15 protein-coding genes are annotated in these 14575 nt (G+C 69.2%); all 15 read right to left on the bottom strand.

Annotated elements, in window-relative coordinates; genetic code table 11:
• Positions 1-58 precede the first annotated feature (58 nt).
• The gene (locus tag ACYVKX_RS15185) at positions 59-1648 is read right to left on the bottom strand and encodes an ATP-binding protein (RefSeq protein WP_460833971.1); all 1590 of its coding nucleotides are present in this window, start codon (positions 1646-1648) and stop codon (positions 59-61) included.
• Positions 1597-1905, bottom strand: a complete 309-nt coding sequence (locus tag ACYVKX_RS15180; protein ID WP_460833969.1) for a hypothetical protein — start codon at positions 1903-1905, stop codon at positions 1597-1599. Before ACYVKX_RS15180 ends, ACYVKX_RS15185 begins: the two co-directional genes overlap by 52 nt.
• Before the next feature lie 189 nt (positions 1906-2094).
• Complete coding sequence (locus tag ACYVKX_RS15175; protein WP_460833966.1) at positions 2095-3633, bottom strand: SCO6880 family protein; 1539 nt, start codon at positions 3631-3633, stop codon at positions 2095-2097.
• Positions 3630-5003 (bottom strand): hypothetical protein, encoded by a 1374-nt coding sequence (locus tag ACYVKX_RS15170; RefSeq protein WP_460833964.1) that lies wholly within the window; start codon positions 5001-5003, stop codon positions 3630-3632. Before ACYVKX_RS15170 ends, ACYVKX_RS15175 begins: the two co-directional genes overlap by 4 nt.
• Positions 5000-5818, bottom strand: a complete 819-nt coding sequence (locus ACYVKX_RS15165) for a hypothetical protein (protein ID WP_460833962.1) — start codon at positions 5816-5818, stop codon at positions 5000-5002. The genes ACYVKX_RS15170 and ACYVKX_RS15165 overlap by 4 nt, the downstream gene beginning before the upstream one ends.
• 1 nt (position 5819) lies before the next feature.
• Positions 5820-6149 (bottom strand): hypothetical protein, encoded by a 330-nt coding sequence (locus ACYVKX_RS15160; RefSeq protein ID WP_460833960.1) that lies wholly within the window; start codon positions 6147-6149, stop codon positions 5820-5822.
• A 20-nt stretch (positions 6150-6169) separates the two neighbouring features.
• Entirely contained in the window at positions 6170-7105 is a 936-nt protein-coding gene (locus ACYVKX_RS15155) for a hypothetical protein (protein ID WP_460833958.1), read from the bottom strand.
• Positions 7102-7350 carry a hypothetical protein gene (locus ACYVKX_RS15150; RefSeq protein ID WP_460833956.1) on the bottom strand — a complete coding sequence of 83 codons (249 nt, stop codon included), beginning with the start codon at positions 7348-7350 and terminating at the stop codon, positions 7102-7104. The genes ACYVKX_RS15155 and ACYVKX_RS15150 overlap by 4 nt, the downstream gene beginning before the upstream one ends.
• Positions 7351-7430: 80 nt before the next feature.
• Positions 7431-8321, bottom strand: coding sequence for a hypothetical protein (locus ACYVKX_RS15145; protein WP_460833954.1), 891 nt, complete (start codon positions 8319-8321; stop codon positions 7431-7433).
• Between the two features lie 297 nt (positions 8322-8618).
• Positions 8619-11819 (bottom strand): LysM peptidoglycan-binding domain-containing protein, encoded by a 3201-nt coding sequence (locus tag ACYVKX_RS15140; protein ID WP_460833951.1) that lies wholly within the window; start codon positions 11817-11819, stop codon positions 8619-8621.
• A gap of 25 nt (positions 11820-11844) precedes the next feature.
• Complete coding sequence (locus ACYVKX_RS15135) at positions 11845-12270, bottom strand: pilus assembly protein TadG-related protein (protein WP_460833949.1); 426 nt, start codon at positions 12268-12270, stop codon at positions 11845-11847.
• The gene (locus tag ACYVKX_RS15130) at positions 12267-12983 is read right to left on the bottom strand and encodes a TadE/TadG family type IV pilus assembly protein (RefSeq protein ID WP_460833947.1); all 717 of its coding nucleotides are present in this window, start codon (positions 12981-12983) and stop codon (positions 12267-12269) included. Before ACYVKX_RS15130 ends, ACYVKX_RS15135 begins: the two co-directional genes overlap by 4 nt.
• Positions 12980-13393, bottom strand: a complete 414-nt coding sequence (locus ACYVKX_RS15125; RefSeq protein ID WP_460833945.1) for a TadE family protein — start codon at positions 13391-13393, stop codon at positions 12980-12982. Before ACYVKX_RS15125 ends, ACYVKX_RS15130 begins: the two co-directional genes overlap by 4 nt.
• 48 nt (positions 13394-13441) lie before the next feature.
• Positions 13442-13639, bottom strand: a complete 198-nt coding sequence (locus tag ACYVKX_RS15120; protein ID WP_460833943.1) for a hypothetical protein — start codon at positions 13637-13639, stop codon at positions 13442-13444.
• Positions 13640-13674: 35 nt separating this feature from the next.
• Positions 13675-14574 (bottom strand): hypothetical protein, encoded by a 900-nt coding sequence (locus tag ACYVKX_RS15115; RefSeq protein ID WP_460833976.1) that lies wholly within the window; start codon positions 14572-14574, stop codon positions 13675-13677.
• Position 14575: the final 1 nt, after the last annotated feature.

Raw genomic sequence — 14575 nt, 5'->3', positions numbered from 1 at the left:
GAGGGGACGCTGCCCATGCTCAGGTTCGTCGCAGAACCGTCAAAATTCGCGCGAACTTCTAAAGTGCCGGGTCGATCGCGTCGTTGGTGTACGTGAGCCGCCTTTCGAGAGGCGTGAGCAGCGTCTGGACCTTGTAGCGCTGGTCGCCGACCATCCACAGGGCACGGCCCTTCTCCTGCATCGCCCAGTTGGTGATCACGCTCTGCTGCATCTCGGACAGGCCCATCAATCGACCGAGCTCGTCGGCGACCGACTCGTCCTGACCCATCAGGATCCGGACGTCGGAGAGGTTGAGCAGGTCCTTGGCGATCTGGGCGGCCTGGCTGCCCTCGTCGCCGGCCGAGAGCGGGTCGGAAGGCTTGTGGTAAGTCACGAGCTGGATGTCGCCCTCGGTGCGGGAGAGCCTCAGGTTGGCGTCCAGCGCCATGACTGCGTCCAGCGACAGCCGGGTCTGCAGCCACGCTTCGTCACGCAGCACGATTCGGCGATCGCCCGCCGAGGCGGTCTCGCGCATGCCCTGGCCCCAGGAGTTGAGGCACATCAGCGCGATGCCGACTGCGACCTTGTTGCCGGTCTCGTGCAAGGAGCGAAGCGACAGGGTCTGGATCGGTGCCCGCCAGTCGGGGTTGAAGGTCGACTCGGTGTCGAACATGCCCTGCAGCGACCCTTCGCACAGGGCGCCCAGTGCGTCGCGCAGGGGTCGGGTGCCGTCGTAGAAGGCCTGCTCGGAGGAGTAGCGGCAATCGGCGACCAGGTCTTTGGTGGGCGAGTCCAGTGCCGCCCACACCTGCGGGATGGTCACCGGCTTGAGCCGGGATGCACCGTTAGACCAGCCGGTCAGGTGCCGCAGCACCTTGTTGATCACCCGCTCCTCGGTCGGGGTGAAAGTCACGCCCTGGGAGCCGATCAGGCCCCGCATCAGGAACAGCCAGCGGTTGAAGATCACGGTGGCGCGGCGGTGCTGCTCCTCGCGAGTCTGCTTCTCCCAGTCCACGCCGAGCGGGCCGAGGTCGAGCGGGTTGATCCGGCCCGCAAGACCGGGGCCGATTCGGAACGGGTCGACGCCGAGGAACCGGGCGAGGTCCTCGTACTCGTCCTTGACGTCGCCGAGCACCAGGGACCGGTAGCCGTAGCGGATCATCCGGAGCATGAACGCCTTGACCGTCGCGGACTTCCCGCGTCCCGGCTTGCCGAAGATGAAGATGTTCGGGTTGGTGACCGGGATCGAGTCGTCGAGCACCCACCCCATCGGGTCGCAGTAGAACTTGCCACCCGAGAGCACGTCGTAGCCCATCTCCGCACCCCACGGCGGGAGTCCGTCGCCGGAGATCAGCGGCCACAGAACGGGGGTCTCTTCCGAGGTCATCTGATAGCCGGCCAACCGCGGCATCGTGGCAGCCCAGCCGTGCCCCATCCGGCGAACACCGTTCGGCTTGACCGAACCGGGGAACAGCTTCTCCGCAGGCGGCTCCGCCAGCGGAGCCGCCTTGCGCGGCATCGTGGTCCCGAAGTCCGCCAGCAGGTCGTCGATCGTCCGCGACGCCGTCCGCGCGTTCTTGGTCCCGCCCTTGCGTCGGGTCTTGGTCGCCGACACGCTCACCACTCCCCCGTCGACGAACTCGACGAACTCGACGGACCAGGTCCCCACGCGAGCAGGTCCAGCACGCGCCTGGTGACTGAGGAGAGGTCGAGCGGCTTCGAGGCGGGCGCCTTGTCGAGCACCATCACCGGCGGTCCCGACCGGCGCATGGCTTCGAGGTAAAGCCGCCTCGCGAGAACGGACTTCCTGCCTCGGCCGAGTTGCCCGACCACGACCATCTGCGGGTCCGGGATCAGCGCCTGGCCGACCTGGTGAGCTCGCTGCCACCACACCGGCGCCGCCGGCGGGACTGGGCTGGTCGCCACCTCGTGCAGGCGACCGACCAGCGGAGGCTGTTGGCTCCGGCCCGCGCGGTTCCTCGATCGCATCACAGGCGATCCCTTCAACTGGTCGGTTTGGTGGTCCATGTCCGGAGAAGCAACAGCCCGGCCGCCAGATCGGACATCTGACGCCGGGCTGTTTCAGGTCAAGCCGAACTGCGGTGCTTCTCGGGTTCAGCGACGCTTCTTCGGCAGGCCCGCCCCCAACGGGATCGCGGACACGGCGAAGGCCGCGTCGTGTGCCCCGTCGAGAGGGAGCGGTGTGAAGCCGCTGATGCGGATCGACGCGTCGAGACGACGGCCGAAGTCCTGCACGTTCCAGCCTGCCGGCACCGTGATCGAGACCGCGGAGGACACCTTGACCAGCGAGCGGCCCCTCTCCAGCTTCTCGTCGCGTTCGTGCAGCTTTCCGACCGACTGGCGGTCCTTGGCGCGCTCGACCTTGCCGGCCTTCTCTCGCAGCGTCCCGGCCATCACCGCCGACATCTGCGCGCGGCCGGTTGCCCGATCGGCGGCCTGCTGTGAGACCGGCCGGTAGAACACCGTCATTGCGCGCCGCTCGCCCGGCTGGGAGGGCACCAGCACCCGCGCCAGCGCACCCATCCGCGCACCCTTGCGGGGAAGCAGGATCGTGGAGGAGATCGATTCCCACTCTCCATGCCGGTAGGAACGCAGCGCGGTCGACGCGTTGGTCGGACCCGCCGCCGCGACCGGGACACCGGCCGCGATCGACGGGTCGTCGCGGTGGTGGATGGCTGCGTCCGCGAGAGCGGGCGCATCGCCCGGCTCGAACCCGGTGCGGATCGCCATGGCCAGCTCGGAGCTGTCGAGCCAGTTCACCCGGGTGCAGCCGATCGAGCCGGTCAGCCGGGCCTCGACCTCGGCCAGCACCGAGTACAGGATGCGAGCTCGGCCCACCACGCCCCGGCCGGCGCGCTTGGCGTCCTTGCTGATGACGTCCTCGCGAACCACCACGGTCACGAACGCCTCACGGCGCACCGCGGCGCCGGCGGTCATCGCCTCCAGTTGGGTGTTGACCCTTGCCGAGACCTCCGGCTCGTCGGGGCGTGCGTTGTGACGCACCCACTCGTCGCGCTCGGTGCCGTCGTCGGGGACAGTGCGTACCTGCACCACGACCAGGTCGATCTGGTTGCCAGCAGTCGCGGCCTCCAGCATCTCCGTCAGCCCGGCTCCCATGCGGAACCGGTCTGCCTCGTCGCTCATCCCGATGCCGGGGTGAACGACCCGCGCGGTGGCCGCCCAGGTGCGGTTCGCCTTGTTCTTGATGATGGCTGGCCGGGCGGTCTGCCCAGTCATGGGCGGGCCGTCGTGGATCTCGATGCTGGCCAGGATGCCGGGCAGGTCTGCCTCTCCCGCGTCGCCGTCGTCCTCATCGCTCTCCCCGTCGCCGAGGTCGAGGTCGCCGGCCGCTGCCTTGGACTGGAACCGCGACCAGCCGAACGCTGCCCCGGCCAGGTGCCGGAACAGAACCCCGATCCACTGGAAGGCCGAGTGGCCCCGAATCGGCAGACAGATCAGCAGCCCGACCACGCCCCACAGCGGAACGAGGGCGAGCAGCGCGATCCACTGCCCGACGGCGATCGCCATCCAAGTCGGGAACCCGGAGGCCAGCACCAAGAAGAACTGCGGGCCGGTGAGCCCGAAGAGCCAGGCCTGCCGGTCTCGAGTTGCCGATGCTCCGTAAACGCTCATGCGATAAACGCTCCATCCTCGACTGCGGCCTGGGCCTCGGGGGGAATGTCGTTGGCGACACCGTCGCCGTTGGTGTCGTTGAACGGCCGCTGGTTGTGCTTCTGCTTCCTCTGCTTGGGGTCGTGCTCGGTCGGGTAATAGCCCTGGTTCCCGATGCCGGACTGGCCGAGCACGTCGACGCCCATCGAGGCGCCGGCCTGGGCGACCTTCCCGGTCTTCTCCATCGCGCCGCCGACGACCCCGCCGACCTTGCCGCCGAGTTTTCCGATCTTGGAGGACTGCCACCGGTTCGCGGTCTCGGCATCAGCACCGTTCTCGGAGGTGGTGCGCCCATCGGAGGCGGTCTCGCTGGCTGCACCAGACCCGGCCGCCGCGCCGCCGGCTCCGGCGCCCTTGCCCTTCAACAGGCCGGAGACGCCGCCGTTGGCGTTCATCGTCGACCGGAACGAGGCACCCGAGGCGGTGCCAGGGTCGACGAAGGCGAGCAGCCGGAACAGGACCATCGGCATGAAGCAGGCCACCAGCATGATGATCGACCCGACCACGGACATGCCGATGTTCTCCGAAGTCGAGGCGAAGTGCAGCGGACTGTCTCCGATGCCCTTCTCCTCACCGTCAGGCATGCCTGCCCACGCGAACTGCGTGCCCATCCCCACCACCAGCGCCAGCAGCGGCTCCATCAGCACGCACGCCAAGAACCAGCGGATCGACTTCCACATCCACGACTTCGTGCCCTCCGACAGCGCCCCCGCAGCCGCTATCGGCGTGGTGGCGACCAGGATCAGCAACGCTGCCGAACGCACCATCATGATCACCATGTGTCCGAAGGCCGCCGGGATCAGGATGAACAGAGAACAGATCCCAAGCGTGGCCGCCTGGACGGTTCCGCTGACCTGGTCGACGAAGTCGTCTCCGGCCGCGTAGCCGGAGAAGCTGTCGACTCCGAGCAGGGTGTCCAAGATGCCTTCGGTCAGCGCGGAGGCGGCACTGATGAGTCCGGCGCACACGGTGATCCAGCAGGCCAGGACAACGCCGTACTGCACCACTCCGGCTGCCAGGGTGCCGAACCCGCGGCCGTCCTGCCGGAGAACCGCTAGGCCGATCTGGCCGAACGCCACTACCAGCGCGATCGCCAGCCCGATCCACAAGGTGACCGAGTACAGCTTGGCCAGGTCGGGGTCCTCGACGCTGGGAGTGAAGCTGTCGATCAGGCCGAAGGCCGTCTTGAGCAGCCACACGCCGGCCGACCAGATGCCCAGCATCATCGAGGTGAACCCGTCGGCCAGGCCCTCCTTGGCCTTGTCGCCGAGCCAATGCAAGGGGTTGAGATCGATCATCGGGACGATGCCCGCAATGGTCTGCGCGCTCATGTCTGCGGTACCTCCAGCCACTGGTAACCAGCGTCGAAGGAAGCCTGGGACCCGGGCCACAGCGACGGAGCCGGTGCCGGCTCATCGCCTTCGCCGATCACCCAGCGGCCTTCCTGCCACACCATGCGCTGGCAGTCAGCCGCCGCGACCTGCTGCGGCTGTCCCGTCGCGGTGGTTGCGGTGATGATGAAGTCGATGCACGGGATGACGAAGTCGTCACCGACCGTGCCCTTGATGAAACCCATCTTCGGTTCGACGGCGATCGTGATCGTGTTCTGGGCGTCCGAGGACATCCCGGCCGACTCCAAGAGCGCGGCCAACCCCTGAACCCCTGACCAGCTCTCGGCCGTCGGACCCCCTGGTGCGGCCCATTGGGTGATGACGTCCTGGGCTACCCGAACCGAGGCGGAGGACAGGGCGGTCGTGTCGATCGCGGCCAGCTGAGCCAGGGCGCCTTCCGGCGTGTGTGGGTACCCGGTCGCAACCCCGACCTCCCCCACCTCCATGGGCGCCGGCATCTCGAGCGTGCCGGTCTCGCCCGAGGACAGGGTGCCGGGCTGTGCCGCCTCCAGCGGCGCTTCGGGTAGTTGCTTGTCCGCGAGCTGGTCCTGTGCGGACTGTGCCGAAGTGGACGCGGCATCGTTGTTGGGCGAGGAGCCGGTGAGCATGCTGACCACCGACCACACGCCGCCCGCCATCAACGCGAGGCCTACAACCACCGCGACACCCAGCAGGGCCTGAAGCCGCATGCGGGTCCACTCGGTGTCGGGGTCAGCCAACCTGGTCTGGTAGACGTGCCGGGTCCGGTGGAACATGTCAGCAGCCGTTCCCGACGATGCCGTTGAGGATGGCGTAGATCGTGACGAACGCGATCGCCCCGATCACGGTCCAGAACAGGCCCGATGCACCGAGCTGAGCCGCCCGGCCCATCTGGCCGAACTTGCCCACGATCAACGCCCCGGTCGAGGCGAAGCCGGCGCCGATGATGATGGCGATGACGCCGTACTTGACCCAACCGAGAACGTCGTTGACGTACGGCGCGACACCGGTCGGCGCCGACGCGCACACGTCGCCGACGCCCTCGGCTTTGATGGTTCCAGAGGCCACGAGCTGGGTGGCGACCTCGGAGATGGCTTCGATGAACATCGTGTCTCTCCTCTTTCCTCTCAGTCCCGGTTCGCCGTCAGCGGGCCGGTGATGGTGGTGATCCGCTCCAGCAGGCGCTGGGAGGGGTTCGTGAGCTGCTTGGGCAGCGGGTCGGGGCCAAGGCCCGGCAGGACCTTGGTCGGCAGGAGCGGCGTGAACACCACGGCCTCCTGTCGGTGCGCTGTGCGCAGCAACCGGCCGGCGGTTGCGAACTCGCGGTCGCTCCAGCGGCTGGCGCCCACGACGACGACCACGACTCGGTCGGCGGCGAGCTGACCCTCGAGGTCGGCGAGTGCAGCCTCGGTCTGGCTCAGCGCGAGACCGTTCGGCCGGGTCACCAGAACCTCGACGTCCGCGGAAGTGGTGGCGACCCACGCCGCCCCGGTCTGAGAGGCGGCGAGCTCCCGCAGCGACCAGCCGGCGTCCAGCACCGTCAGGTCGACGCCGTCGACCGACCGCGGGATGGGCACCTCCTCGGGGACCCGCACCGACTCCTCGACGCGGTCGATCAGCACGCCGTCGCCGCGGCGGCCTCGGCGCCAGCCCTCGGCGGCGCCCAGCTCGGTGACCGTGGCACCCAGCAGCCCTGACCAGTTCGGCGCGGCAGCATCAAGCACCCTCGTCCGGATACCAGCGACGTCGGCGACGTCGGCGAGCGCGAGGGCGATCGTCGAGGCCCCCGCACCTGCGTTGGCGGCCCGCACCCGCACCAGCGGAGCCGCCCCAGTCGCTGCGGCGATCGGGCGCTGCGTACCGACGGTGACGCGCCCGTCGGCGCCGACACATGCGGCGGGGCCGCTGTCGATGGAGTCGCTGACCGGGCGCGCGTGCTGGCCGTCGATCGCCGACGTGGCCTCCGTAGCAGCGGTCGTGGTGGAGAATCGCCCGGCCGCGAGCGCGGCCGCCGCAGCCTGGAGCTCGCGCGTGGAGTACCGGGGCGCAGTGCTGGTGCTCATCGGGCGGCCTCCATCCGGGCGGCCCGGAGCCGCAGTGCTTCACGCAGAACCGGGGCGGGGGTGTTGCGGAGTACCTCGCGTGCCTCCGCGGCCTCCTCGGCGTCGGCCCGCAGGCGCGCGATCATGTGCTCCATGTCGGACAGTGCGTGGTCGACGCTGTGGTCGGCGACCACGTCCAGCAGCTGCGCGACGACCTCAGGGGTCGGCTCGGAGTCCGTGGCTGCGGGGTGGGCCTGCTCGCTCATGTTTGGAACAGCAACCGCTCCCTGCCCGGATCGGACAAGGAGCGGTGAGAAAGTTCTTCGAGATGGTTGGACGCGTCGGTTCAGGCGATCGCGGCCAGGTACTTCGGGGCCGCATCCCGCAGCCGCGCCGCGGTGCGGTCCCGGCGACGTCGGATGGTCCGCATGGCCACGCCGTGGCGCTCGCCGACGACCCGCTGGGCCTCCTCACGGGCCATGCCCTCGTTCTCCGCGGCCAGGAGCTCGATGAGCAGGTCGATCTCCTCGGTGGCGATCACACCGATCTCCCGCGCCCAGGTGAGCAGGTCGACCAGATCCTCGACCGGGTCCTCGACATCGGGCACGGCGATGAGCAGGTCGCGGTCCTGATCCTGACGTCCGGCGCCGTCGGTGTGGATGCCGGCGGTCAATGCGTTGGTTGTCTGGATGCGGGCCTCCAGCGAGGTCGCCGCGACCCTGGAGACCATTCCGGCGGCCGGACGGCTGAGTCGCTGCCGGGTCCGGTGCAGCAGGTAGCGGGCGGCGTGGCTGCCCAGCTGCGGCTCGGCGGCCTTGACCTCCTCCCACACCGTGGCGTTGACGTCGTCGATCTCGCACACGTCGGTCAGGGTCATCGCCACCCGGTTCACGCCGTCCTCGAGCAGCACGGCTACGGCGAGGGCGGCGTCGTCGTCATCGCCACCGCGCCGCGACCCGAGGGCGGTCAGGCCGGCGACGACCTGGTAGCACCGCTCGTCGCGGCGGCGCCACCCCTCACGTGCCTCCTCAAGGTCGGCGAACCCGGCCAGCCGCGGCTCGACCGTCTGCCACTCAGCCCACTTCCCGGACCGGTCGAGGCTGCTGATGACCGAGGTGGCCAAGGCGCTCTGGGCCTTGCGTCGCTTGTGCTGGCCGTCGCTCCAGGACAAGCCTGGGACGAACATGTCGCTGGCGTCGAGGTTCGGGTTGGCTGTTCCGTGGGTGCTGGCCGACATGGCGGTTCTCCGAGAGCAGAGGCGATCAGGACGCGCCTACTGCAGAACCGACCCCTCACCATCTCGCTCACCAAAGCGGGCACCACTGCCCCACGCGGGCCTGGTGACCGCTCACCAAACCCGCTCACCAATCACAAACCCGCAGGTCAGAGGCGGTATGGCCGCTCACCAGGGAGCCGGGAAAAAGTTCAAAAAAAGATCGGCCGATCGGCTTGCGGCCACCCCCGAGACGCGCTTCGGCCCCGCCCCACCTTGCGGTGAGACGGGGCCGAACCCGTCGTCAGGGACCTCTCGGGACTACCCGGTTGCCCCCCACTCACGCTGCTCCACGACGGCCTCCGAGCGTGGCGGAAGGTCCTCGTCGAACCGGTCGAGGACCTGCTCGCGGACCAGCTCGCCGGCGGCGTCGCGACCGGACTCGGCCTCGGTGGCCGCAGCCTGATCCAGCCATGCGATATCGCTGTGGGGGCTGGCCTTGCGGGCCGCCGCGCAGGCCAGCCGGACCAGGTCGGTGCGACCCTCCGCGACGGCTCTAGTGGCCAGCACGTGGGCCGCGTCATGGATAGCCCCCACCAGGATCTCGTCATGGCGCTGCTGTCCCGGCTTGAAGAGCCACTTGAACCGGGTTTCGGTGGCCGCCTCGAACGGGGCACCGGTGACCAGCGACAGCGCGGTCACTAGGTCCTCCTCGCAGCCGTTGTCGCCTCGCCTCTGTGCGCGGTTCTTCAGCCGCACGAACAAGTCGGCGTTGTTGAGCACTCCGCCGCTGCCCCGCACGAGTTCGTAGGTCGGGCTGGTGCCCCGGCGGGCTCCGGCGCTCATGCTTGCGTCCGGCAGCCAGTCGCTGCCGTCGGGCCGGGTGCCCAGCAGGAAGCGGGCGTTGGTGGCCCGATTCTGGACCGTCTTCTGGGTCTTCCATCCGCACGCCGCGGCGGCTCGCTCGCCGGTGACCCCGTGGTCCTGAACGGCCAGGTAGGCGATGAACGAGACCGTTCCGCCAGCGTTGTCGAGCGCCGTGGGGTCGCCGCCGTTGAGCGCGGTCACCGCGACCGGACCCAGCAGATGAATCTTGGGCCGCGGCGAGGACTCGTCGGACCAGTCTGCGACGTCTTGGTCCAGCGTCGGGTCGAGCGCCGCGATCTCAGCGCGGATCTCCTCCGGGACACTCGGTGCGGCCGCGGCGAGGTCCTCCGCGGTCGTCGCTGCGGTGGCCAGGTAGACCTCGTCGGCCTCGGGCAGCTGGGAAGAGGGGTCGTTCCCCTCGGTGTGCCGGGCCCCGGTGTACTCATCGCGCAACGACCCATCAGCCCGGGCGTACTTGCCCAGCGGGCCGTCATCGGACTGCGTCGTCGGCACCGGCTCGTCCTCGAGGTTGCGGGTCGAGGCCAGCAGTGCCGCCATCGCCTCCGCCTCCGCGGTCGGCAGCGTGAAGGCCTTGACGCTGATCCCCCACATCGGCAGGAACGCCATTCCGTCTCCTGTCAGCTCGACAGCCGGAGACTCCTCATCACCGTGCACGACCACGACCCGGGACCGGTCCCGGTCCTCGATGTCAGCAACGAACCCATCCGCTGGGCGAGAGGACACCACGACGACCACCGGGTTGGTCGTGTCCAGCAGCAGCCCATCGCGTCGGCGGGTCAGCACGTCGGCAGCCAGGTTCTGTTCGACCTCGCCCATCTCACCGGTCAGCACGGCGGCCCGGGCTAGCGCGTCGCTGCGCTGGACCTGCCGGAGCCGGGCAGGGTTGAGGCCGATGGTCTCGGCGCCGAACTGGTCGGCCAGCAGCACCTCGCTGCCCTCCGACCAGGCGTTGACGGCCAGCTCGGCCACTATGAACCGGGTCAGGTCGGCTACCTGCTGCGGGTCGCCACCGATTCCGCACATGCCCAGCGTCTCCAGGTCCAGCAGCCAGGTACGGCCGCCCTCGTCCTGCCCGATGCTCACCAGCGCCGGGTACGGAGCAGGCTGGGTCTCCAGATCCTGCTCGAGGAACGTCCAGCGCGGCAGCATCCACGCGCGGGCGTCATCAGTCGCGGTCCAGCCCTCCGGCACCTCGCTGGCGGCGGGGTGGGTGAACAGCAGCGTCAGGTCCTCGTCGCCCAGTACGGCGGCCCCAAGCTGGGGAAGCGGTTGGCCCGCCACCTTGCACGAAGCGGCCACGTGCCGCAGCGCCAGGTCGAGGAACGTGACGTCCTCCTGTGCCTCCGATCCGTTCTCGACGATCGCCTGCTCGACCTCCACGAGCTCGTCGGGAGTCGAGGCGATCGTCCGGCCGATCCGGCGGCGACGGAACTGGCGACGTCGGTTGGCCGCCACCAGTCCCAGCGCTCCCACCGAGAGGCACACGGCACTGGCCAACAGCGCCCGCAGCGCGGTCATCGCGCCTTCGTCATCGGCCTCTTCGTCCTCGGAGGTGACCTGATCCGGCGCGGCCATGGTCTCTTGAGCCGCGCTTTCGGTCGACGGCGCGGCCGGGGTCACCGGAGTCTTCGGCTCGTCCTGCTCTGTCGCGCCGGCGTCGCCGGCATCCGTGCCGCCCGCCTGTCCGTCGTTGGGCTCGCCGGTCGAGTGGTCGCGCTGGTGGCCCCGGTCCCTCCCTCCGCTCGTGTCGACGGCGCCGGCACCCGGCAGCACGAGCACTTGGCCCGGATAGATCAGGTCCGGATCGCGGCCGACTACGTCCTGGTTGGCCTCGTACAGCGCCTGCCAGTTGTCAGCATCGCCGGTGGCCTCCAGCGCGATTTCACTCAGTGTCTCCTTGGGCGCGACGACGTGCGCTGTTTCCGGGGTCTTTTCGCCGGGCAGGTTGGTCGCATCGGCAGGCAGCAGCAGCTCCCAGCCAGGCTCGATGCTGCGGGGGTTGTTGAAGGTGCGGCCGTCGGGCATGACCCGCCCTTGGTTCAGGTCCGCGATCTCCTGCCAGCGGAATCCGTCATCGAGGTGCGTCTCGGCCAGACCCCACAGGGTGTCGTTCTTGTCGATCACGATCGTCGGGTAGTCGGAGCGACGGTCTTGGGTCCCAGGGCCGGCGTGGCCCGGGGCGGCGGCGGGGATGGTCTCCGGGGCTGCTGCCGGAGTCTGGTGCGCCACATGGGACACGGGCTGCAGCGGAGCCGCCGGTGCGGCCTGGGCCGTGGCCGGGTGGGAACCGAGCAGCGTAGTCGAGGTGACTCCGACCGCGAGCACGGTGTGGACCAGCATCCGAATAAGCCTCTGCTGGCCGCCGGCGGCAATCGGAATCCGTGAGGCGCCCTCGGGCTCATGGCGCAGCGCTGGCGGGATCTCCCACAGGGTGCACAGCAGCAGCTGCGCCCACACGAACCAGCCCAGCAGCGAGACGATCCCCAGCACGGCCGAGTTGCTCATGAGCGACAGCTCGTTCAACCCGCCGTCGGGCCACGGGTTGCCCACAGCCGCGAGCAGCAGGGCAGGGAACCCGACGAGGATGCCCAGCAGCAGTGCGAAGGCTCCGAGTCGCTTGACCAATCCCAGCATGGCGTTTCTTCTCTCTCCCGGGAACCTAGTTCGGGCCCGTGATGGACGTTGCGGTGCCGGTCTCGTCGACCGGGAAGCTTGTGAAGCCAAGGACGTTGAGGAACGCGTTGTCCGACTTACCGGTCACCCTCACGGTGACGTCGAGGCCGTCGATGTTCACACTGCCGCTCCAGCCGGCCTGCGCGAGGATCTGGTTGGCGCGGGCGGTCGCGGTCGCCTGGTTGATTCCTTCGGTGCCGTCACGGACGCCGCGCATCTCGTCGGCGGCCGCGCGAGCGGCCTGCTCGGCGGCGCGGTGGGCCGCGATCCGGTTGTTCATGGCGTTGCCGCCGTCATAGACCAGGCCAAGCAGCACCAGGAATACCCCGGAGGCCATGAGGATCGTCCACGTCGAGATCACCCCCCGCTCGTCGCGACGACGTCGCAGCCGTCGGATCATCGGGGACGTCATGGCAGCCTCCGGTATTGCTCGATGGGGACCACGGCCGTGCTGGTGAAGTCCTTGGCGCCAGGCAGGCCGAACCCGACGACATCGCTCAGGTCCGCGTGACAGGTGACCTCGACCCTCACGTGGCCCGAGGTGCGGAAGTCGGTTCCCGCGAACGACACGGTCAGTCGGGTGCAGGCCTTGCCCCGATCTGCCAGCGAGTCGGCAGCCGCGTCGCGGCCTGCGATCTGTCCGGCCTCGTAGTTCGATTCCAGGGATGCTGCCCGCGCGGCCGCGTATGCAGCGTCATCAACCTGGCTGTTCGAGTCGACGATCCGGCCGCCGCCGACGACGACGGTGATGAAGCCGACCAGCACGGTGGTCATCGCAAGCAGCTCGACGGCGGCGTAGCCGCGCTCGTCCCGGGGTGCGCGAAGACGCTCTCGCCAAGAACGGCCGTGGCGCGGGTAGCGGTGGCGGGAGGAACGGAGCGACTGGACCACGACCCACGGCGAGGCAAGGTTCCTGTCACGTCCGACTCGCCAAGACCCATCTGTCTGGCGGGTGACGCTCTCCCCGCCGATCTTCAGCGGCTCGTCGTTGGACGTCAGCTTCTGGAGGGCGGCCATCACGTCCGGATGCTGGGCTGCGAGCGCTTCATCGCCTCCGGGGCCGTTGTGGCTGAAGGAGTCGATGGCGTCTCGCCAGTCTGCTGTCGTGGTCGGCGGCCGCGTCATTCTGCGAACCTCTCCCGTGGCACCGTGGCAGTGGCCGAGACCCGCTTGGTGAAGCCGGGCAAGAGAGTCATCACCTCGCCGGAGACAGTGACGGTGACCTCGGTCGCCCCCACGTTGATCTTGACGCTGGTGTTGGACAGGTCGCTGCCGGAGTCGGCCAGGTATTCGTTGGCGGTCTGCCTGCCTGCGTCTTCGGAGCCTTCCCAGGAGGCGGCGTCGACCGCTGCCTCACGGGCCGCGGCGTGCACGATCCGGTCGTTGTACAGCTGCACCGACCACTGCACCAGCATCAGGAAGATCAGCATCACCAGCGGCATGATGACCACGAACTCCGGGGCCGCGATGCCGCGCTCGTCGCGGCGGCGCAGCCCTCGGCCCTGCACGGGCCGGCGGCGGTTCGGGATGGTCATGGCTGGTTTCTCGTCCTCGGTATCCAGGGGCAGGTTGGCTCGCCGGCCCTACTGGCCGTTGAGCTCGTTGCCCTTGTTGGTGACGAACGTGCGGACCGCGAGGATCGCCAGCCCAGCGATCACCAGAATGCCGAGCAGCAGCACCAGGTACTCCGGCGCCGAGGCTCCGCGCTCGTCGCGGCGGGCGACCTCCCAGCGGGAGCGCCAGTACTCCATCGCATTCTTCAGGTGGGTGAACTCGTTCATGAGGTGGTCCTTTCTTCAAGCAATCGACGTTGGACTTAGGCGGAGAACAGGAACAGGACGCGGGCGAGGATCACGTACGCGGCGGCCACGAGGGCCATCACCATCAGGTTGTTGCGCATCGCGTCGGTGGACTTGTTCGCACGGGCGTGGGCATCGGCCAGTCGGGCATCGCGCATCGACTGAGCCCGGGCGATGAGGGTGTTGCGGATGCTGGTGCCCTCGTCCTGCGCGAGGTTCAGCGAGGCCCGCAGGTCGAGCAGCTCCACGACGCCGAATCGCTCACCGACCTCGCCCAGCGCCTCCCACGGCGTCATGCCGTTGGGTCGGGCGTTGTCGATGGCGTCGTAGATGGTGTGGAAGGCCCAGCCGGTGCCGATCTGCGCCACGGTGGGCAGCGCGTCGGCGTGGCTGCGGCCGCCCTCCATCGACATCACGACCAGGTCGAGGAAGTCCGAGAGCGCGTCGCACAGTTCCTCGCGGCGCTTGCCGGCGGTCTCCCGCAGCTGGCGGACCTCGCCGATCACCGCGACTACGGCACTCACGAGCCCCAGGGCGGGAGCGACGAGGATCGGGATACCCAGTCCGGCGGCGTTGCCGAGCAGCACCAGCGCGACCGGGCCGAGAAGGCCGATGAGGAACCAGACCAGGAGCTTGGCCAGCCACTCCTCCATCGGCTGACCCGTGACGGCGAGGTCGCGCTCGTAGGTCTGCATGTCGTCGGGGCGGCGGGTGCGCAGCTGCTCGGCGAACCACTCCGCGGCCCTCTTCGACCATGTCTGGTCCTCAGGTGCGATGTCGAGACGGGCACGGCGACCGGCCCGGGCGCGTGCCCGTTCCCACCGAGCCGCCTGGTCGGCCAGCGGCGGTGCGGAGGGGAACGCCAGCCGGTGGAGCCGCAGCAGTCCAAGGCCCGCCACCGCGGAGATGATCAGCATC

The organism is Nocardioides hungaricus, assembly GCF_054782915.1.
The sequence above is the reverse complement of the archived record's forward strand: the minus strand, read 5'-3'. Positions and strand labels throughout refer to the sequence as shown.